Origin of the sequence: Lysinibacillus sp. KU-BSD001 (assembly GCF_042920265.1) — a bacterium.
Lineage (GTDB): Bacteria > Bacillota > Bacilli > Bacillales_A > Planococcaceae > Lysinibacillus_B.
Map to the genome: position 1 here is coordinate 147,979 of NZ_JBDQZI010000003.1, position 24,247 is coordinate 172,225.

General features: G+C 39.4%; 20 protein-coding genes and 2 pseudogenes. 15 read left to right on the top strand and 7 right to left on the bottom strand.

Annotated features, from left to right (window positions below):
* Positions 1 to 83 precede the first annotated feature (83 nt).
* From mbcS to AAGS61_RS06120, 5 genes are all read left to right on the top strand, one after another.
* Entirely contained in the window at positions 84 to 1,664 is a 1,581-nt protein-coding gene (mbcS, locus tag AAGS61_RS06100) for an acyl-CoA synthetase MbcS (RefSeq protein ID WP_391368787.1), read from the top strand.
* A gap of 191 nt (positions 1,665 to 1,855) precedes the next feature.
* On the top strand, positions 1,856 to 2,869 hold the full coding sequence (gene sppA / locus AAGS61_RS06105) for a signal peptide peptidase SppA (protein ID WP_391368790.1): 1,014 nt from the start codon (positions 1,856 to 1,858) through the stop codon (positions 2,867 to 2,869).
* Positions 2,870 to 2,886: 17 nt separating this feature from the next.
* Positions 2,887 to 3,438: an RDD family protein gene (locus AAGS61_RS06110; protein ID WP_391368793.1), complete on the top strand. Its 552-nt coding sequence runs from the start codon at positions 2,887 to 2,889 to the stop codon at positions 3,436 to 3,438.
* A 115-nt stretch (positions 3,439 to 3,553) separates the two neighbouring features.
* Positions 3,554 to 4,060 (top strand): thiol peroxidase, encoded by a 507-nt coding sequence (gene tpx, locus AAGS61_RS06115; protein WP_391368796.1) that lies wholly within the window; start codon positions 3,554 to 3,556, stop codon positions 4,058 to 4,060.
* Positions 4,061 to 4,155: 95 nt separating this feature from the next.
* The gene (locus AAGS61_RS06120) at positions 4,156 to 5,082 is read left to right on the top strand and encodes a class I SAM-dependent methyltransferase (RefSeq protein WP_391368799.1); all 927 of its coding nucleotides are present in this window, start codon (positions 4,156 to 4,158) and stop codon (positions 5,080 to 5,082) included.
* A gap of 301 nt (positions 5,083 to 5,383) precedes the next feature.
* Here the strand turns inward: AAGS61_RS06120 and AAGS61_RS06125 are convergent, their stop codons facing one another.
* Positions 5,384 to 5,830, bottom strand: a complete 447-nt coding sequence (locus AAGS61_RS06125; RefSeq protein ID WP_391368802.1) for a universal stress protein — start codon at positions 5,828 to 5,830, stop codon at positions 5,384 to 5,386.
* A 262-nt stretch (positions 5,831 to 6,092) separates the two neighbouring features.
* Between AAGS61_RS06125 and ald the strand changes: the two genes are divergently transcribed.
* The gene (gene ald / locus AAGS61_RS06130; RefSeq protein ID WP_391368805.1) at positions 6,093 to 7,220 is read left to right on the top strand and encodes an alanine dehydrogenase; all 1,128 of its coding nucleotides are present in this window, start codon (positions 6,093 to 6,095) and stop codon (positions 7,218 to 7,220) included.
* Between the two features lie 207 nt (positions 7,221 to 7,427).
* Here ald and AAGS61_RS20910 read toward each other — a convergent pair.
* The 4 genes and pseudogenes from AAGS61_RS20910 to AAGS61_RS06150 all read right to left on the bottom strand — a co-directional run bounded on the left by AAGS61_RS20910 (position 7,428) and on the right by AAGS61_RS06150 (position 10,583).
* Positions 7,428 to 7,682: pseudogene (locus tag AAGS61_RS20910) on the bottom strand (DUF7660 family protein).
* 35 nt (positions 7,683 to 7,717) lie between these two features.
* Positions 7,718 to 7,933 (bottom strand): annotated as a pseudogene (locus AAGS61_RS06140) (IS1595 family transposase); the annotation flags it as partial.
* A 127-nt stretch (positions 7,934 to 8,060) separates the two neighbouring features.
* Positions 8,061 to 9,415 (bottom strand): IS3 family transposase gene (locus AAGS61_RS06145; protein WP_391368811.1). Its coding sequence is split into 2 segments (ribosomal slippage): positions 8,061 to 8,962 and positions 8,962 to 9,415, totalling 1,356 coding nucleotides; the frame shifts between segments, so codons are not numbered across the junction.
* Positions 9,416 to 9,488: 73 nt separating this feature from the next.
* Positions 9,489 to 10,583 (bottom strand): M24 family metallopeptidase, encoded by a 1,095-nt coding sequence (locus AAGS61_RS06150; protein ID WP_391368814.1) that lies wholly within the window; start codon positions 10,581 to 10,583, stop codon positions 9,489 to 9,491.
* A gap of 117 nt (positions 10,584 to 10,700) precedes the next feature.
* Between AAGS61_RS06150 and AAGS61_RS06155 the strand changes: the two genes are divergently transcribed.
* The gene (locus AAGS61_RS06155) at positions 10,701 to 11,384 is read left to right on the top strand and encodes a metal-dependent hydrolase (protein ID WP_391368817.1); all 684 of its coding nucleotides are present in this window, start codon (positions 10,701 to 10,703) and stop codon (positions 11,382 to 11,384) included.
* Between the two features lie 199 nt (positions 11,385 to 11,583).
* Positions 11,584 to 12,891 (top strand): DRTGG domain-containing protein, encoded by a 1,308-nt coding sequence (locus tag AAGS61_RS06160; protein ID WP_391368820.1) that lies wholly within the window; start codon positions 11,584 to 11,586, stop codon positions 12,889 to 12,891.
* Between the two features lie 38 nt (positions 12,892 to 12,929).
* Here AAGS61_RS06160 and AAGS61_RS06165 read toward each other — a convergent pair whose 3' ends face one another.
* Positions 12,930 to 13,241, bottom strand: coding sequence for a YtpI family protein (locus AAGS61_RS06165; RefSeq protein ID WP_391368823.1), 312 nt, complete (start codon positions 13,239 to 13,241; stop codon positions 12,930 to 12,932).
* Positions 13,242 to 13,337: 96 nt separating this feature from the next.
* Here AAGS61_RS06165 and AAGS61_RS06170 point away from each other — a divergent pair, with 96 nt between their 5' ends.
* Positions 13,338 to 14,282, top strand: a complete 945-nt coding sequence (locus tag AAGS61_RS06170) for a DHH family phosphoesterase (RefSeq protein WP_391368826.1) — start codon at positions 13,338 to 13,340, stop codon at positions 14,280 to 14,282.
* A gap of 21 nt (positions 14,283 to 14,303) precedes the next feature.
* Complete coding sequence (gene dnaE, locus AAGS61_RS06175; RefSeq protein WP_391368829.1) at positions 14,304 to 17,390, top strand: DNA polymerase III subunit alpha; 3,087 nt, start codon at positions 14,304 to 14,306, stop codon at positions 17,388 to 17,390.
* A 56-nt stretch (positions 17,391 to 17,446) separates the two neighbouring features.
* Here the strand turns inward: dnaE and AAGS61_RS06180 are convergent, their stop codons facing one another.
* Positions 17,447 to 18,430: a hypothetical protein gene (locus AAGS61_RS06180; protein WP_391368832.1), complete on the bottom strand. Its 984-nt coding sequence runs from the start codon at positions 18,428 to 18,430 to the stop codon at positions 17,447 to 17,449.
* Positions 18,431 to 18,772: 342 nt separating this feature from the next.
* Between AAGS61_RS06180 and AAGS61_RS06185 the strand changes: the two genes are divergently transcribed.
* The 5 genes from AAGS61_RS06185 (at position 18,773) to pyk (ending at position 24,178) form a co-directional block, all read left to right on the top strand.
* Positions 18,773 to 19,402, top strand: a complete 630-nt coding sequence (locus AAGS61_RS06185; protein ID WP_391368835.1) for a FadR/GntR family transcriptional regulator — start codon at positions 18,773 to 18,775, stop codon at positions 19,400 to 19,402.
* Positions 19,403 to 19,415: 13 nt separating this feature from the next.
* Positions 19,416 to 20,282, top strand: coding sequence for an acetyl-CoA carboxylase, carboxyltransferase subunit beta (accD, locus tag AAGS61_RS06190; RefSeq protein ID WP_391368838.1), 867 nt, complete (start codon positions 19,416 to 19,418; stop codon positions 20,280 to 20,282).
* The gene (locus AAGS61_RS06195; protein ID WP_391368841.1) at positions 20,275 to 21,228 is read left to right on the top strand and encodes an acetyl-CoA carboxylase carboxyltransferase subunit alpha; all 954 of its coding nucleotides are present in this window, start codon (positions 20,275 to 20,277) and stop codon (positions 21,226 to 21,228) included. Before accD ends, AAGS61_RS06195 begins: the two co-directional genes overlap by 8 nt.
* A 208-nt stretch (positions 21,229 to 21,436) precedes the next feature.
* Complete coding sequence (gene pfkA / locus AAGS61_RS06200; RefSeq protein WP_391368844.1) at positions 21,437 to 22,396, top strand: 6-phosphofructokinase; 960 nt, start codon at positions 21,437 to 21,439, stop codon at positions 22,394 to 22,396.
* Positions 22,397 to 22,417: 21 nt separating this feature from the next.
* Entirely contained in the window at positions 22,418 to 24,178 is a 1,761-nt protein-coding gene (pyk, locus tag AAGS61_RS06205; RefSeq protein ID WP_391368847.1) for a pyruvate kinase, read from the top strand.
* Positions 24,179 to 24,247 lie beyond the last annotated feature (69 nt).

Consider the following 24,247-nt stretch of genomic DNA (forward strand, 5'->3'; position numbering starts at 1 on the left):
TCAAAATGTTGGATTTTTTTGAAGAATGAAGTATATAGCGATATAATATAAATGTAACATGCAGAACAAGGGGGAGATCGAATATGAAGCGAGAAGATCTATTAGCACCGGAATTGTATAATATTGTAGATGAAATTGAAAAGCACGTCACAGAACAGAAAACAGCGTTGCTCATTCATCATGATAATGATGCCATTGAGGAAGTTACCTATGTAGAGCTCATTCAAAAGGCCAATCAAGTCGCGAACGTTTTTAAAAACAACGGATTACAAAAAGGTGATGTGTTACTCGTGATGTTGCCACGTTCGCTTGAAGCTTACGTCACATATATTGGTGCATTAAAAGCCGGTCTTACGATTATTCCAAGTTCAGAATTGCTTCGTGCAAAAGATATTGATTATCGTATTATACATGCACAGGCAAAAGCGGTTGTTGCGTATGAGACGTATGTAGATGAATTTGATGAGGTAGAGCATTTACATAATTTACAATTATATGTTGTTGGGGATGCAAAAGAACCTTGGACACGACTATTTGATGAGGCAAAAGGACAAGCAACTACGTTTGAAGGAGTACAAACGAAGGCAGAGGATGTAGCGTTTTTAGCCTATACAAGTGGAACAACAGGAAATCCAAAAAGCGCGGTCCATACACATGCATGGGGATATGCACATCTTCGTACAACAGCAAAAAGTTGGTTAGGCGTGGAGAATGGTGATATTGTGTGGGCAACTGCTGCACCAGGATGGCAAAAATGGATTTGGAGTCCGTTTTTAGCGTCGTTAGGTAGTGGCGCAACCGCATTTGTCTATAAAGGAAAATTTGATGCTGCCACATATTTAGAGTTATTACAACAACATAAAGTGAACGTACTTTGCTGTACACCAACAGAGTATCGTTTGATGGCAAAAGTAGGAAATTTAGCACAATATAATTTAGCGGCATTGCATAGTGCTGTATCAGCTGGTGAACCGTTAAATCGTGAAGTGATCAATACGTTTTTACGTGAGTTTAACTTGCAAGTGCGTGATGGATATGGGCAAACCGAAAATACATTACTTGTTGGTACATTGAAAGGGATGGAACCACGCCCGGGTTCGATGGGGAAACCAACGCCAGGAAATATGGTAGATATTATTGATGACGAAGGGAATGTATTACCACCAGGTGAGGTTGGAAACATTGCTGTTCATAAATCAACACCTGCATTATTCCGTGGGTATTTAAGAGATCCTGAGCGTACAAGCATGCAATTCCGCGGAGATTGGTATATTACAGGCGACCGTGCACAAAAAGATGAAGATGGCTACTTCTGGTTTGAAGGCCGTGGTGATGATATCATCATTTCATCTGGTTACACGATAGGGCCATTTGAAGTAGAGGATGCACTTGTCAAGCACCCAGATGTGCAGGAATGTGCAGTCGTCGCAAGCCCAGATGAAATCCGTGGTGCGATTGTAAAAGCATTTGTCGTGTTACGTGATCCAGAGCTGAAAAATAGTCCAACGATTATTCGAGAACTACAAGAGCATGTAAAAGACTTAACAGCACCATATAAGTATCCACGTAAAATCGAATTTGTGGATGCACTGCCAAAAACAGTTTCAGGGAAAATTCGCCGTGTAGAACTGCGCAATGCAGAGTTTGCGAAACAACATAGTTAGGCTGTTTCTGTGGAAAGTTGCTTTGAGAAGAAAATTTTCTCAAAGCAACTTTTTCATTTCCGACAATCTTTAAAAAAAGTTAACATTATTGTGGCAAATTTTTGCTCTTTTCTTATTTCTAAAAATAACATTTTAAAATTACGAAACATTTATTGAATTAATTCGTATACACTTTACTAGGAGGCGATTAAATGAATACAAAAAGGTGGATTGCGCTTATTGCAGCAGCAGTTTTACTATTCTTTTCACTAGGGTTAAATTCCATTATGGCTTTATTTACGGCAGACTTTTTCTCTAGCTTTGAAAGTACGTTTGAAACGGTGGATACGGTAGCGTATGAAATGCCAATTGAAGTTGGTGATGCAGAAAACCGTATTGCATTATTAGAAGTAGAAGGAACGATTTTAGATGTTGGTTCGGGTTCATGGTGGGAAGAAGTGGAGTATGACCATCAAGGGTTCATGAGTCAATTAGAGTCCATTTTAAATGATGAGACAGTGAAAGGGATTGTATTATCTGTTAACTCACCAGGTGGAGGCGTCATTGAATCAGCTGAAATTCATGAAAAGTTAGTGCAAATTAAAGAAGAACGACAAATTCCAATTTACGTATCAATGGGTACATATGCCGCTTCAGGAGGCTATTACATTGCCGCACCAGCAGATAAAATTTTTGCCCAAAAAGAAACAATTACAGGTTCAATCGGTGTCATTATGCAAGCGTTTAATTATGAAAAACTTGCAGAAAAAGTAGGAATCGAATTTGAAACGATTAAATCGGGCGCACATAAAGATATGTTTGGCGGCTCGCGTGCTTCAACAGAAGAAGAGTTAGCGATGCTTCAAGAGATTATTGATGAATCGTATGAAGATTTTGTGGATGTTGTTGAACAAGGTCGTGGCATGACAGAAGCGGAAGTAAAGAAAGTGGCGGACGGACGTATTTTAGGTGGTACACAAGCGAAGCGAGCAGGTTTAGTAGATGAAATTGGGAAGTTAGATGATACGATTGCGATGCTTCGAACAGATTATGGTTTAGAAGAGGCGGAGTTATTTGAGTATACGACAACAAATGATAGCCTTGGAAGCTTATTAGGTGTGAAGGTAAGCTCGTTCTTTGGACCATCTCAAGAAGAGCAATTATTGAAAAAGATTTTATCGACGAGCAATTCACCACGCATGATGTATTTATACGGTGATTATTAAGAAAGGAGTGATTTTGGATGCTGGAAAAGCAAGAAACAACGGTCATTCCTAACGAGCCTATCGTTCGAGAAATAGAGAGTTATGAGCAAAAAGCAGCAGGGTTTTGGATGCGCTTTTGGGCGTTTATCATCGATTTGCTTGTCATTTCGGCAGTAATCGGGATTGTCATTAACCCAATTTTTTATTTAATGGATTGGAGCTTTGATGACTCTATCTGGTATGCCCCAATCTCTATTATTTCAGCGATTGTATATTATGCATACTTTGTACTTTTAACAAAGTGGTGGAGCCAAACAATCGGTAAAATGATTTTTGGTTTGCGTGTGAAAAAGGACAATGGTGAGAAGCTCGATTGGATGACGGTTATTTTTCGAGAATGTATCGGGCGGTTTATTAGTAATACGTTTTTAAAAGTACCGTATTTACTCGTGATTTTTACACCGCAGCATAAAGCGATTCATGATTTTGCAGCAGATACAGTCGTTGTACATGAAGACGTATTTTCTCAGAAAAAAGTGTTTAAACAAGAGGTAATGGATTTAGATACGGTATCCACAACTTCTATGTAACTTTGGAAAACTGCCTATCCGTAGGTGGTTTTTCATTTTTTTAGAAGCTTTGGCAGTTGCACTAAGGAAGGCGATTCTAGTAAGATTAAATACATAACTAAGGAGGCGTTTTAAATTGGTACAAACAACATTCAAAAATAACCCCGTAACATTAATCGGTCATGAAGTAAAAGTAGGCGATACGGCGCCAGATTTCAAAGTGTTAGCGAACGATTTATCAGAAGTAACATTAAAGGATTCAGCAGGGAAAATCCGTCTATTTAGCGTAGTGCCTTCACTTGATACGGGCGTATGTGATGCGCAAACACGTAAATTTAATGAAGCAGCTGCAGAGCTTGGTGACAATGTAGTCATTTATACAGTATCGATGGACTTGCCATTCGCACAAAAACGCTGGTGTGGTGCAGCGGGTATCGAAAATGTCGTAACAGTTTCTGATCACCGTGCAGGCTCATTTGGTGAAGCATATGGCGTTTTAATCGAATCACTACGTTTATTAACTCGTGCTGTATTCGTAGTAGATGCGAATGATCAAGTAACATATGTAGAGTACGTATCAGAAGCAACAAATCATCCAAACTACGAAGCAGCAATTGCAGCGGTAAAAGAACTAACGAAATAATATTCTTTTTTTCATTTTTGTAGTAAAGTGAAAAAAGCACAATGACGAACTCACTCATTCGGGTGGGTTCTTTCATTTCGAAAGGAAGTTTTTACGTGGAAAAGTTCGAACAAATTTTTAATATTATAAACGAGCAAGCGGAGAAATTTGAGCAGCAAGACATGACGTATTTAGACGGTGTGCTTGCGATGCTTGAAGGGACGTTAGATGGTGCATTTAAATGGGAAGTAGCAGGTGCAACGAAAGAAGATATGCGTAAAGCGATTCAGATTGCTATTTTAAAAGGGATGCGCAAAAATACGCAGCCCAATCATCAGATGACCCCTGATACATTAGGCTTACTAGTAAGCTATTTTGTTGAGCAATTTTATGAAAAAGAGCTAGCAGAAGGATCGATTTCGGTTGCTGATTTAGCGCTAGGGACAGGAAATTTAATGTTCACTTTAATGAATGTACTGGACGGTAAAGTGGAAGCAACAGGGGTAGAAGTAGATGAACTGCTTATTCGCTTAGCAGCGGCGACAGCCGATTTAACGGAGCAACCGATTTCATTATATCGACAGGATGCACTGGAATCACTACTTGTTGACCCTGTTGACGCGGTTGTGTGTGATTTACCGGTAGGCTATTATCCAAATGAGGAAGTGGCCCTTGATTATGAACTGTGTGCGGAAGAAGGAATGAGCTACTCACATCATTTATTTATTGAGCAATCGCTTAAGCATACGAAAGAAGGCGGCTATTTGTTTTTCTTCATTCCAGCAGCATTATTTGAATCGGAACAAGCTAAACACTTACACAAATACATTAAAAAACATGCATGGATTCAAGCGGTTATTCAATTACCGGAAACGATGTTCTCGAGTAAAGCACACGAGAAGAGTATTTTAATTTTACAAAAGCAACGTGCAGACGTAAAGGCACCTCGGGAAGTGTTATTAGCGAAAGTACCAAATATGGCGAATAAACAAGCACTAGCGATGTTCTTTGAAAAAGTACGACTATGGAAGGAAAATAAATAATAGATGAAGTGACCGTTCTCTTAGGGAGGGCGGTTTTTTTATCATGACATTTTAGTTCGCAAGATGCTGCAGCGAGATTGTTAAAGAAACTCAATTTAGAGAAAGTCGGTTCAAAAAGAGGAGGTAAATATAAAATAAAATAGGGAAGTCGCGTAAAACAGTGCCGAACCCGCGTAAAAGTGCAGGAAAGTCGCGTAAAAAACCCCGCAACACACAAAAACCACCCTTATGCGTTAAGTAAAAAAAAGGTTGCCAAAGTCGGCAACCTTTTTTAAGCGTTTTCAATTGGAATGAATGAAAATCACTCTGGTGTACGGATAACTAGTACGTCACATTTTGCTGAACGAACGATTGCTTCCGATACAGAACCGATTAAGAAACGTTCCACAGCGTTAAGACCAGTAGCACCACAGATGATTAAGTCTGCATCTACAAGTTTAGAAAGCTCTTTCGTAATGATATTTTTTGGTGAACCATATTCAATCACTACTTTTACATTATCAACGCCTGCTTCTTCAGCTTGCTTTTTATAACCGCTTAGTAATTCTTCAGAATGCTGTTGAGCACGCTCTGCAATTGAACGGTCGTATGCTTCGATTGCTGCGAATGAGCGTGTATCGATTACGTTTACTAAGTTTAAAGTACAGCCTACGTTACGTTTTGCTACATCGATTGATTTACGGAATGCGTATTCAGCTTCTTTAGAGCCGTCTACTGCTACTACGATATTTTTATAATGATTTGCCATTTTCCATTTCCTCCTTTATGTGTATATCCCTATTATATCAAATGTTTTATAGAAAAAAATACCTCGCAACAAAAAATAAAAAATATTCTCATTTTTTTCTTGCTTACGTAATAATCTTGTTTTTTAAGTATGTTCCACGTGATATAACGAGAAAAATATATTTAAAGATTCTGTTGTAATTTTCATGTATTTATTGTAAAAAATGATACAATGGAACTGAAAGTGGGATAAAGGATTGTTGTTCAACGGGGGAGGATTTTATATGAAAATTGGCATACCAAAAGAAATAAAAAATAATGAATATCGTGTCGCAATGACGCCAGCAGGGGTAATGACACTCACATCTGTAGGGCATACCGTGTTAATTGAAACAGGGGCAGGTCTAGGTTCTTCGTTTACAGATGAAGATTATGTACGTGCAGGGGCTGTTATTGTGAATACAGTAGCCGAAGCTTGGGATGTCGATATGGTTATGAAAGTAAAAGAGCCTATTGAAAGCGAGTATAAGTACTTACGAGAAGGGCTTATTTTATTCACATATTTACACTTAGCACCAGAGCCAGCGCTAACGAAGGCATTACTGAAAAATAAAGTAATCGGGATTGCATATGAAACAGTGCAACTACCGAATCGTTCACTACCATTATTAACACCGATGAGCGAAGTGGCTGGGAAGATGGCAACACAAATCGGTGCACAATATTTAGAAAAATTGGGTGGTGGAAAAGGGATTTTACTTGGTGGCGTTTCTGGTGTACCACGTGCAAAAGTAACGGTGATTGGTGGTGGCATAGCCGGAGCCAATGCTGCTAAAATCGCGGTTGGTATGGGTGCGGATGTTACGATTATTGATTTAAGTGCGGAGCGTCTACGTCAGTTAGAAGATTTATTTGGTCGTGATGTACAAACATTAATGTCCAATCCATTTAACATTGCCGAAAGTGTACGTACATCGGATTTAGTGATCGGTGCTGTATTAATTCCTGGAGCAAAAGCACCGAAGTTAGTGACAGAAGATATGGTGAAGTCGATGCAACCGGGTTCGGTCGTGATTGATATTGCGATCGATCAAGGGGGAATCTTTGAAACGAGCGACCGTGTCACGACGCATGATGATCCCGTGTATGTAAAACATGGTGTTGTCCATTATGCAGTAGCGAATATGCCGGGAGCTGTACCACGTACATCGACAATGGCACTCACAAATAATACAGTGCCATATGCACTTGAGATTGCGAATAAAGGCTACTTACAAGCTTGTGTAGATCATCCATCTTTAATGCTTGGACTCAATACAATCGATGGGGAACTCGTATACAAAGCAATAGCTGATGCGCAAGGTCTTCCATATACACCAGCTAGTGATGTAGTAAATCGATTAATGGGGTAATGACAAATTAATATTCAAGAATTGTTATTATATCGATCCTGCCATTAGCTATACGCTCGTGCCTCCGCTACAAGCAACTATTGCTCAATAAAAAATGGGTCGCTAAAAAACAATGGCTCTGTTAATGTTTAATGTTGAAATTTAGATAAAATTTAAGGGAATCCAATTACGATGGGTTTCCTTATTTTCATTAAACGTAGTTAAATATCATTCATATATACTTGAAGCATATAGTATGTCAGCAATAGTCTTCCAAGATGGTTGTTTAGGTAAGGGGTGATTTGTATTCAAATAAAATCCTTCCATATCATTAACTCAAGCCTCCATAGCTTCTAAGTAATCTTCGAGTGTTATATTTTCCCACTTAGCACCATTAGTTTGTAAATCCTTTCTCAAGTGACTAATGAATGTAATTAAATCTTCCCGACTATTTATATTTTCTACTCTTTCATCTAACTCCATTTCTATCTCACCTTTCTTCTATCCGTAAAGAAGGATTAAACCTTAAATTTAGACAAACGCAAACTATCATAAGTACCGGTCATTTCAAATACAAATGAGGATAATAGAAACTCTTTAATATGGTGTTTTGTGCTTTCGTTACTATGGCTATCAACAAATAAGAATCACGTAAGGTAATTAGCGAGATACTTTGTAGCTACGCCTTTAAAGCGGTCTATACATTATTTCATACGTGAATGCAGCCCATTAAGCTTTCATTTAATAACTTTTACTATTTAACTTGTATTTTTAGGATGTGTTTTTGCTCATTACGAGTCCATAAGCTAAAATCCCGCAGTTCACTGAAGTGACCCCTAAAAGTTAGACACGGTTATTTCATTAGGCAGCTTGGATAAAATGAGTTCGGTATTCTACCGGACTCATTTTTAATTTTGCCTTTAGACGTTTCGTGTTGTAATAATGTATATATTTTTCTAGTTCAAGTTTAAAATGTTCTACACTTTCAAATTCCTTTAAATAAAGGAATTCGGATTTCAGTATGCCAAAGAAATTCTCCATCACCGAGTTGTCGTAACAGTTTCCTTTACGAGACATACTTTGGGTAATCCCTCTCGCTTGTAATACACGACGATACTTCTCCATTTGATAGTGCCAGCCCTGATCGGAATGCATTAATAGCTGATGCTCTTCAGGTAAACGTTCTAATGCCTTTTCTAACATCTCTGAAACCAATGAATACGTTGCTCTAGAGCCAATTGTATACGTAATAATTTCCCCATTAAATAAATCTAATACAGGCGATAAATACAGCTTCTCACCGAATAATTTAAATTCAGTAATATCCGTTACCCATTTCTCGTTTGGCACTTTCGCTGTAAAGTTGCGATCTAAAATATTTGGCGCAATTTTACCGACCGAGCCTTTATATGACTTGTATTTTTTCATACGCACAATACACTTTAAACCTAGTTCTTTCATAATGCGTTGCACTTTCTTATGATTCACTTTTTGTCCATGATTCGCCAGCTCATCACGAATGCGACGGTATCCGTAACGGCCTTCATGTTCCTTATAAATTGCTTGAATTTCAGCCTTTAAATCGGCATCACGATCTGGTTGATCCAGCTTCTTCACTAAATCGTAGTACGTGCTACGTGGAATGTATGCGCATGCTACAAGCGCCTTCACCGAATATTTATGCCTTAATTCATAGATGACTCTTACTTTGTCTTTCGTGGTGATTTTTCCTTGGCTTGAACTAAGGCATTCAACTTTTTTAAATGCTCATTTTCCATTTCAAGTTGCTTAATACGTGCTTGAAGTGCTTCTGTAGAGCCTTCTACTGGTGCTTGTTTTGGTTGTTTATTTGAGTCTTTCTTCATGGATGGACGCCCCTTTTTCTTTGACTGAAGGGCATCAAATCCTTGTGTTTCGAATAGTTTTTTCCAAACGCTTATCGTTGAATGTGTAGCTATATTAAAGATAGCTGCCGTTTCATGTAAGGACGTACCGTGTTCAGCCATATAGTTAAGTACGTCTAGTTTAAACTGCTCTGTGTAATTTGTATATGGCTTTAAAAAAGCTTTTACGCCGTGATATTCATACTGTTTCACCCATTGAATGATTGATTTATGGTCTACGCCAATGGATTTCCCAATTTCTCTATAGCTTTCTTTGCCATTTAAATACCGCAAAGTAGCGTCTAATTTTTCTTCAGCAGTAAATTTCCCCATAGAAAAACTGCACCTCCAATTGTTAGATGTGTCTAACAATTGGGGTGCAGTTCACACAACTGCGGGATTTTTTTTATCCTTCAATAATGACTAATTCTTTTGTGAATGTTGTTAATACTTCAACGCCATCTTTTGTCACAACGACATCATCTTCAATGCGAACGCCTGTGACATCTGATTTATATACGCCAGGTTCGATTGTGAAGACCATGCCCTCTGTCAGCACAAGATCGTTTGCACCATTAATAGAAGGGAATTCATGTACGGAAATACCAAGACCGTGACCTAAACGATGCGTAAAATAGTCTCCGTAACCTGCTTCCGTAATTACGTCACGTGCAATTTGATCTAAAGTAGCGGCTGTTACACCAGGTTTGACGGCAACAATTGCGTCTTCATTTGCTTTTCGGACCGTATTATAAATAGCGCGTTGTGCCTCACTCACTTCGCCAAAAGCGACCGTACGTGTAATGTCTGAGCAATAGCCTTCGTATATAACACCTAAATCAAATAAAATCATATCGCCACGTTGGATTTTACGGTTTCCTGGTACTCCGTGTGGTGATGCGGATTTCTCCCCAGCAAGAACCATTGTATCAAAGCTCATAGCATAGCCTTTTGCTTTAATCGCTGATTCGATTTCATTTAATACATCCATCTCTGTTTTACCTTCAGCGATTGCATCACAGCCTACTTGAATGGCGTAGTCTGCTAGTTCTGCAGCTTTGCGCATTTTTACGAGCTCTTCTTCGGATTTAATGACGCGCATCGCATTGATTTGATCATCTAATCGTGCAAATTTAGCATCTGGGTAGCGTGCCACTAATTCTTCTAAACGCTCCACTGTTAAATGTGCTTTTTCAATGGCCATCGTTGCAATTTTTACGTGACGTTTAGCCAGTGTTTTTGCAACAACATCCCATGCGTTTTCTGTATCAACATGTCCGACTACTTCGAATGACCAGCCAGCAGCTACTGCATCAGGTACTTCCATTTGTGGACAAATTAAAAAGGGTTCTGCCTCTTGGAAGACCATTACCCCTAGTAAGCGCTCATGTGGGTTGCTATGAAAGCCAGAAAAATAAAACACATTATCTGGTGTTGTAATAAAAGCAGCATCCAATTGTTGTTCTTTTAAGTAAGTTTGTAATAATTCAAGTTTTGTCATCATAGTGCCTCCTTGCAATTGTGTGTTAATTGCTATAAAAGCATATCAAAAAAAAGGGTTTCTTGCACGATTAGCGAAATAAATACGATGAGAAAGTTTCAAGGAGAGGATACGAATATGAAAGTTTCATACCATGGTCACTCGGTTGTCAAAATCGAAACGGAAGGTAAAACCATTTTAATCGACCCGTTTATTAACGGAAACCCATTATGCGATTTAAAAGTGGAGGAACAAATGCCTGATGCGATTCTTCTCACGCATGGTCATAATGATCATTTCGGTGACACGATTCCGATTGCTAAACAAAGTGGCGCGCTAGTCGTTGCACCGAATGAATTGGCGAATTACATCAGTTGGCAAGGAGTTAACGCACATCCGATGCATATCGGTGGTTCCCGTCAATTTGATTTTGGGAAAGTGAAGTTTACACAAGCTTTCCACGGTTCATCATATGTAACAGAAAACAACGACATTATTTATACAGGTATGCCAGGTGGAATTATGTTTATGGCAGAAGGGCTCAATATTTGGCATACGGGAGATACAGCGTTATTTTCGGATTTAAAATTATTAGCTGAACGTCATCCAGTTGATGTGTTATTAATTCCGATTGGCGATAACTTTACAATGGGACCTGATGATGCAGCTTATGCCGTATCATTAATTAAACCGAAAATTGTCGTGCCGATTCATTACAACACGTTCGATTATATTAAAGTAGATCCTCACTATTTTGCGTCTTTAGTAGAGGATGCGGAAGTCCAAATTTTAAAACCAGGTGAATATGTAAAGTTTAGGTAGTATTTCACTAAGTGTAAACAAAGCTGAAATTTAGGCTCTGTTTACACTTTTTGTTTCATTCAAACATCTTAATAGGTATAAGGTTGTTGCTATGTAACAATTTTCAGTGAATTAAAGCGCTTTCTTTTATTTTTCGTAATAAATTGTAGAAATATGTTACACTATGTGCAGGAATGAATGATGAGGAATAGGTGATAATGTGTCAACAAAACATGAAAAAATCTTGCAATATATAGAATCATTACCTGTTGGAGATAAAATTTCAGTACGACAAATTGCAAAGGAAATGCAAGTGAGTGAGGGAACGGCTTACCGTGCGATTAAAGAGGCCGAAAATCGTCGCCTCGTAAGTTCAATTGAGCGTGTTGGAACAATTCGGATCGAAAAGAAAAAGAAAGAAAATATCGAACGTTTAACTTTTGCGGAAATTGTAAACATTGTCGATGGACAAGTGTTAGGTGGAAAAGATGGCTTACATAAAACGTTAACAAAGTTTGTAATCGGGGCCATGAAGTTAGAAGATATGATGCGGTACACAGATTCAGGAAGCTTACTGATTGTCGGTAATCGTACCCAAGCGCATGAGCAAGCATTAACAGCAGGGGCCGCTGTACTCATTACAGGCGGTTTTGATACGACGGATGAAAATAAACGCCTCGCGGATGAGTTGGAATTGCCGATTATTTCAACAAGTTACGATACGTTTACAGTAGCTACAATGATTAACCGCGCCATTTATGACCAGTTAATTAAAAAAGATATTTTATTAATCGAAGATATTTACATTCCGATTGAAAATACGGCTGTTTTACGAAATGACCAAACGATTATGCATTTCCGTAAGAAAAATGCACAAACAGGTCACGGTGCTTTCCCCGTTGTGAACACGCAAAATAAATTAGTCGGGATGATCACAACAAAGGACGTACTTGGTAAGGAAGATGATGAGCTACTTGAAAAGGTCATGACGAAGAATCCGATTGCAGCTTCTATGAAAACAAGTGTTGCATCAGCAGGTCACCGCATGATTTGGGAAGGGATTGATTTAATTCCTGTAGTGGGAGAAGACGGCGTGTTGCAAGGGGTTATTAGTCGTCAAGATGTATTAAAGGCGATCCAAACAGCACAACGCCAGCCGCAACATGGCGAAACGATTGATGATTTAGTAAAGAATGAAATGAAAGTGATGGGAGAGGAAGACGTAGTCGTAGAGTTTACGGTAACCCCGCAAATGACAAATCAGTTCGGTTCTCTTTCATATGGTGCTTTTACAACGTTGCTGTCAGAAGTAGGAGCATTTGCTTTAAAACGTCGTAAGCGTGGTGACGCTGTTGCTGAAAATATGACGGTTTACTTTATTAAGCCCGTGCAAATGGAGAGCGTATTAATGGTGAAGCCTCGTATTTTAGATATGAGTCGTAAATTCGTAAAAATGGATTTCGAAGTATTCAATGGCTCCGTGCTTGTCGGAAAAGCGATGATGATGTTCCAATTACTGGAACGTTGATACAACAAAAGAGGGGCGTGCTATACACGCCCCTTGCTTTATTTATTTAATTCGTATTCTTCTTCCACGTACATTCCTTCGTGACGTGCGCGTTTATAGTTACTGAATGCTAGTCCTGCGCCCATGAGGATAAACATGCTAGCAACAGCATAACCAATCAACGTAGTGTAGATAATAGGTACATTTAGCCCCAAAAAGATCATAAATACACCTAATGCGACACCAGCTTTAGCTGTATACCATTTTTTTCGAATAGGTAGTGTTGAACGGTATTGTTTCGTTTTATAATAGAAGTACGCAACGAAAGATACGATAATACCCACAACGAATAAAGAATTTAATATATTCATGGTGAACCTCCCGTTTTTAAAGCAAAGCTGATATTATTGTAACGATTTTGGTAGAAAAATGCGAACGGAATTCACTAAATAACAGGAGGAATAGTTTTGAAAAGACAAATCATTGACACAATTGAAAATTATGATTGCATTATTGTACATCGTCACGTACGTCCAGATCCGGATGCATACGGCTCGCAATTTGGACTAGCAGAAATCATCAAACACAATTATCCGACTAAAAAAGTATATACAGTCGGAGAACATGATGATTCCTTAACATTTATGCGTATACCTGAAAAAGTAGCAGATGAAGTATATACAGGGGCATTAGTCATTGTAACGGATACAGCCAATACAGAGCGTATTGATGACGAGCGTTACAGAAATGGGGATTTTCTTATAAAAATCGACCATCATCCAAATGATGACCAATATGGTGATTTTCTATGGGTAGATACGTCAGCTAGCTCTTGTTCAGAAATGATTTATGAACTTTATGAGGAAGGGAAAGTGTACAAAAATTGGACGCTTTCGGATGAAGCAGCGCGTCTATTATTTGCAGGCATCGTTGGTGATACAGGGCGTTTCTTATTCCCGAGTGCTACATTAAAAACATTTGAAACAGCTGGTCACTTAATTCAGTATAATTTCGATCGTAATGCGGTTTATGACGGTATGTATGAAATGGATCGCAAGCTATTACATTTACAAGGCTACTTATATCAAAACTTTATCATTGATGAAAATGGTGCAGCCTATATTAAAGTAACACAAGATGTCTTAAAAGAATTTGATGTCACGCCTGCTGAAACATCATTGCTTGTTGGCTCTTTAGGGAATGTGAAAGGGATTTGCGCATGGATCATCTTCATTGAAGAACAAGATTCGATTCGAGTACGATTACGCTCAAAAGGACCAATTATTAATCAATTAGCGAAGAAATATAAAGGTGGGGGTCACCCGTTAGCTTCGGGTGCGACTGTTTATTCTTGGGAAGAGGCAGACCGTGTCATTGAAGATTTAAAAGAGCTTTGTCGTAACTATCGATAAATAGGAGGAGGGGATGAAATAGTGCGACCAATCGTTTATCCACAAGTACGGACAAGTGCCGATTTATTAAAAAGTACGATTCGTTTAGAAACGCTCATCCCTTTTTTACAACAGCAAAAGGCGGAAGCTTGTGCAATGGTTAATTCTAAATTGTACGGGCTTTTGCCTTTTATGTCTGCAATCCAAAAGGCAGGCATTCATGCAGTCATTGGGTTATCGGTGCGCGTACAATTTACAGAAGACGTGTCACGTTCACTCGTGCTATATGCGAAAAATAACACAGGTTACAAAAGTTTATTGAAAATGAGTAGTGCGGTAGCGATTCGGGAAGATGAACTGCTTCCGTGGCGTTGGTTAGCTGGATATGCAAATGGATGTACTGCCGTTATTCCAGCAATGGATGAGCAGTGTAGCTGGCTTCGAGAAGATAGCCGCTCGTTTATTCAAGACTTAAAAGCATTATTTAATGATGAGCTATATATCGGTGTTGCACGAAGAAATGAGCGTGCGCCAGAAGAACAGGTAATAGAGCAACTTGCTCAGAACATCGGCTGTCATATTATCGCACTTCACGAAAGTACATTTTTATATCCAGAGGACCATTTTGCTTATGAAGTAGCAAGGGCTATTGATACGGGAGTAAAACTTGGTGATTCATTACAAGGCAATAAATCAAAGCATCAATTTTTGCTAACTGCCGATGAATTTTATGCGTTATTTAGTGATCGGGAAGAGTGGTTGGAAAATACCCGTACACTGTTACTTAGCTGCCGAGTTGATGTGAGCGTTCATCAAACATATATGCCAAAATTCTCGGTTGATGTGGGGGAAACAGCGGAACAAGTATTATATCAGCATGCGATGGCAGGTTTAAAGTATCGATTGCAAACGAACGATATTCCGAGTGCGTATAGAGAGCGTTTGCAGTATGAACTAACGATTATTAGCTCCATGGGATATGCGGATTATTTTTTAATTGTTGAAGACTTTATGCGTTTTGCAAGGGAAGCTACTATTTTAACAGGACCAGGACGCGGTTCTTCCGCAAGTTCTTTAGTCGCCTATGCATTGCACATTACACAAGTCGATCCACTTGTATACGACTTATTATTTGAGCGTTTTTTAAATCCTGAACGTGTGTCTTTACCTGATATTGATATTGATTTTGTGGATACACGTCGCCAAGAAGTTATACAGTATGTCGCACAAAAATATGGGAAGCAGTATGTCGCGCAAATTATTACATTTGGTACGTTATCTGCTAAAGCTGTTGCACGAGATGTGGCTCGTATGTTCCATTTTGACAATGAAGCACTGGAAATGATTTCAAAATCGATTCCGAATCGTCAAGGGATTACACTATCACAAGCGTATGAAGAATCGCAAGCGTTGCGGGAGTGGATTGGACAGCAACCCGTTCGCGCCAAATGGTTTGCTGCTGCGCAAAGTTTAGAAGGGTTACCACGTAATGCTTCTACTCATGCAGCGGGTGTTGTGTTAAGTCCTGTGCCGCTTGTGGAAGTCATCCCGATTGAAGAAGGGCATGATGGTGTGTATTTAACGCAGTGGCCAATGCAAGAGGTTGAAAAAAGTGGACTCTTAAAAATGGATTTTTTAGGCTTGCGAAATTTAACGATTTTAGAGCAAATTTATCGTTCTATTCAGTTTACCCATCAGATCACACTCGACTTAAATCGACTACCAATGAATGATGCCAAAACGTTTCAGCTCCTTGCTACAGGGGATACAGCAGGTATTTTCCAATTAGAATCAGAAGGTATGCGTAATGCTTTACGTGAAATACAGCCAACGCATTTTTTAGATATTGTCGCCGTAAATGCTTTGTATCGTCCAGGACCAATGGAGTTTATTTCCGTTTACGCGCGCCGTAAGCACGGTATGGAACGAGTGGAAATGCCACACCCAGTACTAGAGCCTATTTTGCGTGAAACGTATGGCGTTATCGTATATCAAGAGCAAATTATGAGAATTGCCAATGTGTTTGCTGGATTTACAATAGGGGAAGCCGATTTACTCCGTCGTGCTGTAAGTAAGAAAAATCGTGAAGTACTTGAAAAAGAACAAGCCCACTTTGTAGAGGGAGCGCTTCACCAAGGCTATGATGCCCAAACGGCAGAAGATATTTATGCATTAATTGTGCGCTTTGCTGATTATGGATTCCCGAAAAGTCACGCTGTAGCTTATAGTATGATTTCATATCAACTTGCTTATTTAAAGGCGAATTATCCGGTCAATTTTTATGCCGCATTACTAACAAATGCCACGGGGAATCAAGAAAAGCTACTACAAATTTTAACGGAAGCAAAGCAACGTGGGATTGAAATTTTGCCACCGTCCATTCATAAATCAGTCCGCCATTTTAAAGTAGAGAATGGCCGTATTCGGTTTAGTTTATCGGCCATTAAAGGAGTTCCACAGCCATTTTTACAAAAGCTAATGGCTGTCCGAGACGAGCGACAGCAGCCATTTGAAGATTTATTTGATTTGGCCGTATCGCTAAGTGCAGCTATATTTAATCGAAAAGCAATCGAGCCGCTTATTAAAGCAGGGGCACTTGATGAATTAGGACGTGATCGCGCGGTCCTGTTAGAAACGATTGAAGCTGCCGTCAAGCAGGCAGAGCTTGTACGTCCGAATGAAGAGGAAAGTTTATTTTCTGATTTGTTCCTTACGTTTGGGAAACCAAAATACGTACAAGTGGAGCCAATGTCAGAGAAGCTAAAGCTACAATTTGAAAAAGAAGTACTCGGCTTTTATTTGTCGGAACATCCAGTGGCAAAGCTTCGTCAACAGAGCCCGCAAGTAAATGTCACGATGCAAACAATGAGAACGATGCCACCAAATAGTTATGTAAAATGTATTGGGGTTATTATCGATGTCCGCCAATTACGTACAAAAAAAGGGGAGTTAATGGCATTTGTTCAGCTGGAAGATGAATTTGGTAGCATCTCTTTAACCTTGTTCCCGAAAGAATATCAACAAGTACGAGAAAGGTTACAAGAAGAAGCTTTTGTTTATATAGAAGGGCTCCTCGAATATCGTTTTAACAAACCACAAATTAAAGTGAAGCAAATTATGATTCAATAGAAAGAAGGCAAACGACCATTACAGGTGGTCGTTTGCCTTCTTTATTTTAAAACTAGTTACTGCTCGCTTCGCTTTTGTCCTAAGCGATTAAAGCCTTGTTTATCATAACCATCGCGGTCGAACCCAAATACATCGAATCCATGTTGATTAAATCCATTTCGGTCATACCCTTGTGGATTCAACCCGTCTTTGTTAAAGCCATGGCGATCATATCCTTGTGGATTCAATCCGTCTTTGTTAAAGCCTGATTGATCAAAGCCGTTTCGATCATACCCGTGTATATTAAACCCATCTCTATTGAATCCGTCTTTATTGAGTCCCTCCCGATTAAAGCCGTGCTGATTAAAGCCGTTGCGATCATACCCTTGTGCGTCCAATCCGTTTTTGTTATAGCCATCGCGATCGAATCCTTCTGCATTAAAGCCAAATGCGTTATAGCCATCGCGATCGAACCCTTTTTTATTAAATCCTTTTCGATTAAAGCCGTCACGGTCGAATCCTTGTTTATTGAACCCTTCTATATCGAATCCATCTCGGTTGAAGCCATCTTTATCAAACCCGCCGCGGTTAAAGCCGTCACGGTCCAGTCCATCCCGATTAAAACCATCCAGTGCAAAGCCTTTTTTGTCAAAAAGAGTGCCGTTTTTATGGAAGCCATCCCGATTAAACCCGTACTTATTCCACCCGTCACGGTCAAACCCATCTTGGTCGAACCCTTGCTTATTAAAGCCGTCTTTATAAAAGCCTTCTCGGTTCCATCCGTCTTTATTAAACCCGAGTGCATCATAGCCAAAGCAATCATAGCCTCCGATATACTTTTTCCCTGTTTGATGAATGCCTTTCGCGTCAAATCCATTCTCGTCATAGTAACGTCTATTTCTCGTTTTGCCGTTTTTATTAAAGCCGCGAATATCAAATCCTTGTTCATCATACTTTGTGCCGTTTTTATGTATGCCGTAAACATTGAATCCTTTTTCATCATAGCGACTTTCGACAGGAATTTCTTTGCTTGCAAATAATCTTTTGAAGAAGCCAGCCATCTAAAATCAATCCTTTAAATGTTGTTATAGTTATTGTGAAGTTATAACAAATAAATGTCAATTATAAATGAAAAATGACATATTAAAATGCAGGAGACATTATGTTCTTTTCCTTATTTAACAATATGAAAATGATTATTTTATATGCATTAGGGTGCAATGGATAATATAGGTTATTTAGACTATGTGATGTGTTTCGCTAACTTAGTTTTCTGAATTATTTAACTTATTACAAGAACTAAGCGTTTTTGACTGTTTTTTCTTTACTTTTGTATAGCTGTTTTGTATAGTAGTAACATAAATGGTCAGACCACTTTTGGTGGAATTGCGAGGTGAGTAGTAATGGAACAAAAGCCAGCGAAGAAAATGTTTTTACAAATCGTTAAACAGCTACGAGAGCTTATCGTGGATCAGCGAATTCAACCGGGTGATAAATTACCGTCTGAACGTGTGTTATGTGAAAAACTAAATGTATCCAGATCGTCAGTTCGTGAGGCACTCCGTAGCTTAGAACTGCTCGGACTGATTGAAACAAAACATGGTGGCGGAACGTTTTTAGCTGATGTTGGTGGTCATCAACTTATTGAGATTTTATCATCCTTTATTTTACAAGGAGAAAAGTCACAGCTAGATGTTCATGCTACACGTGAAATGCACGAACGCGAAGCGATCCGTGTCATATGTCAAGATATACAACTGAGAAATTTACCGATTTGGGATAGTTTATTTATACAATTAGAACTTCAGCAGGAGCTAAAACGAGATGCTATTTTAAGAGAGTGTATAGTTGCTGCAGGAAATCGTCTTAGCTTAAAAATATGGATGCAACTCACAGCATATAGTATGACATCATTGAAAGAGCTAGTAACAGAACAAGAGAAGCGAGTGTTACAAATGCTCATCAAGTCTATGCAAATGGGTTATGTAGAAGAAGCAATTGAAGCGTATAACGACTGGATGAAACAGCTTTAAGGGAGGAATATATATGTCAATTCGTGATTTATTTTCAAAATCAAAAAAGCGTAGTGTAACTATACAAACTGGAAATGAAAAGACTTTTCCAGAAGGACTAATGATGAAATGTCCAGCATGTCGAAAAATTCATCTATCAAAAGAGATCGAGCAAAACTTAAAAGTATGTCCAAGCTGTCAGCATCATTTAAAAATGACAGCACAAGAACGAATTGCTAGCTTTCTAGATGAAGGGACTTTTGAAAGTTTTGATGATCATCTACAAACAACAAATCCGTTGAACTTCCCGGCGTATGTTGAGAAAGTACAAGTCGATATGAAAAAAACGGGTTTGAACGAAGCCGTATTAACAGGCGAAGGAAAGCTAAAAGGAGAGAGTGTAATTGTCGCTGTTATGGACTCACATTTCCGTATGGGATCGATGGGTTCTGTAGTAGGTGAGAAAATTACGCGTGCCATTGAGCGTGCAACAGAGCTCCGTGTACCGTTTATTATTTTCACAGCGAGTGGAGGCGCCCGCATGCAGGAAGGTGTCTTGTCATTAATGCAAATGGCTAAAACAAGTGTGGCACTAAAGCGACATAGTGAAGCAGGACTCCTGTATATTTCGATTTTGACACACCCAACAACAGGTGGTGTATCAGCAAGTTTTGCATCAATTGGTGACTATAATATTGCAGAGCCACAAGCGTTAATCGGTTTTGCGGGTCGTCGTGTCATTGAACAAACTGTACGAGAAAAATTACCAGAGGATTTTCAAACAGCAGAGTTTTTACTTGAACACGGCCAACTAGATGCCATTTTTAAACGAAGTGACATGCGTGATAAAATCGCCACACTTGTCAAGTTACATGTAAAAGGAGGGGCTACACATGTCTAAAACAATGACGTTTGAAGAACCTGTTATAAAGTTGCGAGAGAAGATTGAAGAGCTCAAGCAAATTGCTGAAATTGCAGATGTTGATATGAACGGAGAAATTGAAAAGCTAGAAGCACGTTTAATGCAACTAGAACAAAGTTTATATAGTAATATGGAACCGTGGGATCGTGTGCAAGTAGCGAGACATCCTGAACGTCCAACGACACTTGATTATATTGAAAAGATGTTTACCGATTTTATCGAATTACACGGGGATCGCGTTTACGGAGATGATGCAGCGATTGTTGGTGGAGTGGCTTTGTTTAACGGCCAGCCAGTAACGGTCATAGGGCATCAACGAGGGAAGTCAACAAAAGAAAATATTCGCCGTAATTTTGGTATGCCACATCCTGAAGGTTATCGAAAAGCGCTACGCCTTATGTATCAGGCAGAAAAATTTGGGCGTCCAATTATTTGTTTTATTGATACAAAAGGTGCTTATCCTGGAAAGGCAGCAGAAGAGCGAGGACAGAGCGAAGCGATTGCACGGAACTTGTTTGAGATGGCAGGTTTACGCGTACCAATTATTAGTATTGTCATTGGTGAAGGCGGTAGTGGTGGTGCGCTAGCACTAGGTGTTGCAAATAAAATTCTTATGTTAGAGAATTCAACGTATTCCGTTATTTCTCCAGAAGGTGCCGCTTCGATTTTATGGAAGGATGCCACATTAGCAAAACAAGCGGCAGAAGCGATGAAAATAACAGCGCTTGATTTGAAAGACATGGGGATTATCGATGCCATTATTCCAGAAATAGCAGGTGGTGCCCATAAAAATATCGAGAAGCAAGTGCTGACGATGCAAGAAAGTTTAACAAGCGTGTTGGCAGAGCTAAATTCATTATCAGCTGAACAACTTGTTGATGCACGTTACGAAAAGTTTAAATGTATTGGGCAGTTTGATGAATAAATAACCGAAAATAGTTGAAGAATGTATATATATTTCGCATTTGAAGCTTACAAGTAGGAACAGGTAGCTCGCTCTATTTTGGAGCGAGCTCTACGTCTTTCTCATTTTTGTAAAAGTATTGTACTTTGTTAGTAGTAGTACTTACATAGATTGTGTATTCGTGTTAATGTTTTATTAGCCAATCATTCTAAATGGAGGAATACAGTACATGAAAAAAATTGCTGTTTTGACAAGTGGCGGCGATGCACCGGGAATGAATGCTGCTATTCGTGCTGTTGTGCGTAAGGCGCGATATCACGGGGTAGACGTAGTAGGCGTATACTATGGTTATGAAGGTTTGTATAAGGGGGATTTTGAGTTACTAGACTTAGGATCAGTTGGTGGCATTATTCAGCGTGGGGGAACAAAATTATTCTCAGCACGGTTCCCACAATTTAAAGAAGATGAATATCAACAAAAAGCCATTGAGAATATGCGTGCGCAAGGTATTGAAGGATTAGTAGTAATTGGTGGGGATGGTTCGTACCGTGGTGCGATGCAATTAACGGAAAAAGGATTCCCTTGTGTGGGCATACCTGGAACAATCGATAATGATGTACCAGGAACAGAATATACGATTGGATTTGATACGGCATTAAATACAGTGGTGGAATCAATCGATAAAATTCGTGATACAGCAACAAGCCATGAAAATACGTTTGTCATAGAAGTAATGGGACGTGATGCAGGAGATCTCGCATTATGGGCTGGACTTGCAGCAGGTGCAGAGTCTATTTTGATTCCGGAAGAGGAATATGATTTAGATGAAATTATCTCGCGCTTAGAGCGAGGTGCTGCACGTGGGAAGCGCCATAGTATTATTATCGTAGCAGAAGGCGTAATGCCAGGGCATGAATTAGCCAGCATTTTAGAAGAAAAAACAGGTGTAAAAATTCGTGCTTCTGTACTTGGGCATATGCAACGCGGCGGCTCACCGACAGCTAGAGATCGCGTACTTGCAGGTCGGATGGGTGCAAAAGCGGTAGAAGTATTATTAGAGGGCCGTGGAGGACGAGCGGTTGGTATTAAAAATCATTTAATCGTCGATTATGATTTAAGAGAAGCGTATGAAAATCATCATAAGGCAGACGTAAGTTTATATACACTTTCAAAAGAATTGTCTATTTAAGACGAAAATGGAGAGAAAAATATGAGAAAAACAAAGATAGTTTGTACGATAGGACCAGCAAGTGAATCACCAGAAATGCTACAGCAACTCATTAAAGCAGGTATGAATGTTGCGCGTTTAAACTTTTCACATGGAACACATGAAGAACACGCAATTCGTATTGCAGCGATTCGTGATGCGGCAGAAAAAGTAGGGAAACCAGTCGGGATTTTATTAGATACAAAAGGTCCTGAAATTCGTACACATACGATGGAAAATGGCGAATTACATTTAGCGACTGGACAAGTAATTGATATTTCCATGACAGAAGTGGTTGGGAATGAAAACGTCTTTTCCGTAACGTATGATCAATTAATCGATGATGTGGATCAAAATGACATCATTCTTTTAGATGATGGTTTAATCGAACTGCGTGTATTAGCAAAAGATAAAGAGCGTGGCTTAATTCATACGATTGTTGAAAATGCGGGTATCTTAAAAAATAAAAAAGGCGTAAATGTACCAGGCGTCTCGATTAAATTGCCAGGTATTACAGAAAAAGATGCACAAGATATTTTATTTGGTATTGAACAAGGTGTTGATTTTATTGCGGCATCATTTGTTCGTACAGCAAAGGATGTACTTGAAATCCGTGAATTACTTGAGCAAAATGAAGGTTCTCATATTCAAATCATCCCTAAAATTGAAAACCAAGAGGGCGTCGATCATATCGATGCGATCATTGAGATTTCAGACGGTTTAATGGTTGCGCGTGGTGACCTAGGCGTTGAAATTCCTGCCGAAGAAGTACCACTTGTACAAAAATCATTAATACAAAAATGCAATCAAGTAGGGAAACCTGTTATTACAGCGACACAAATGCTCGATTCCATGCAGCGTAACCCACGTCCGACACGTGCCGAAGCTTCTGACGTAGCGAATGCCATTATTGATGGTACGGATGCGATTATGCTGTCAGGTGAAACAGCAGCGGGTCTTTACCCATTAGAATCTGTTCAAACGATGAATAAAATTGCAGAGCGTACAGAGCAATCTTTAGATTACCGTGGAATTGTTTCGCAACGCAGTCGTGAAAAAGGCGCGAATATGACAGAATCAATTTCGCAAGCGGTAGCACATACATCGATTAACTTAAATGTAAAAGCGATATTAGCTCCAACGGAAAGTGGCAATACTGCAAAAATGATTGCGAAGTATCGTGCAGGTGTTCCGATTGTGGCGGTTACTGGCTCTGTTAATACAGCTCAAATGTTGACACTTGTTTGGGGCGTTCAGCCAATTGTTTGTCAACGTGTACAAACGACAGATGAAATTTTAGAGCTTGCAGTAGATGAAGCGTTAAAGCATAGCTTTGTTGACCATGGTGATGTAGTTGTCATTACAGCAGGTGTACCAGTTGGCGAAGCGGGCACAACAAACTTAATGAAAGTGCATATTATCGGTGATTTATTAGCACGTGGACAAGGTGTTGGGAAAGCTTCTGTTGTAGGAAAGGCAGTCGTTGCCAAAAATGCAGGGGAAGCATTAGCTTATGATACAGAAGGATGTATTATTGTTACGGTAGGATCTGATCGTGAAATGATGCCAGCGATCGAAAACTGCGCAGGCATTATCGCAGAAGAGGGTGGCTTAACTTCCCACGCGGCGGTTGTTGGATTAAGCTTAGGTATTCCCGTAATCGTTGGTGTAAAAGAAGCGACAACATTAATTCGCCACGGGCAAGAAATTACGATGGATGCAGAAACAGGCGTAATTTATAAAGGACATGCAAGCGTTCTTTAAAATTTGCACTGATGTTAACGGGGGATGTCCAAAAGTGAAAACTTGCTGGACATCCCCTGTATTTCTTTG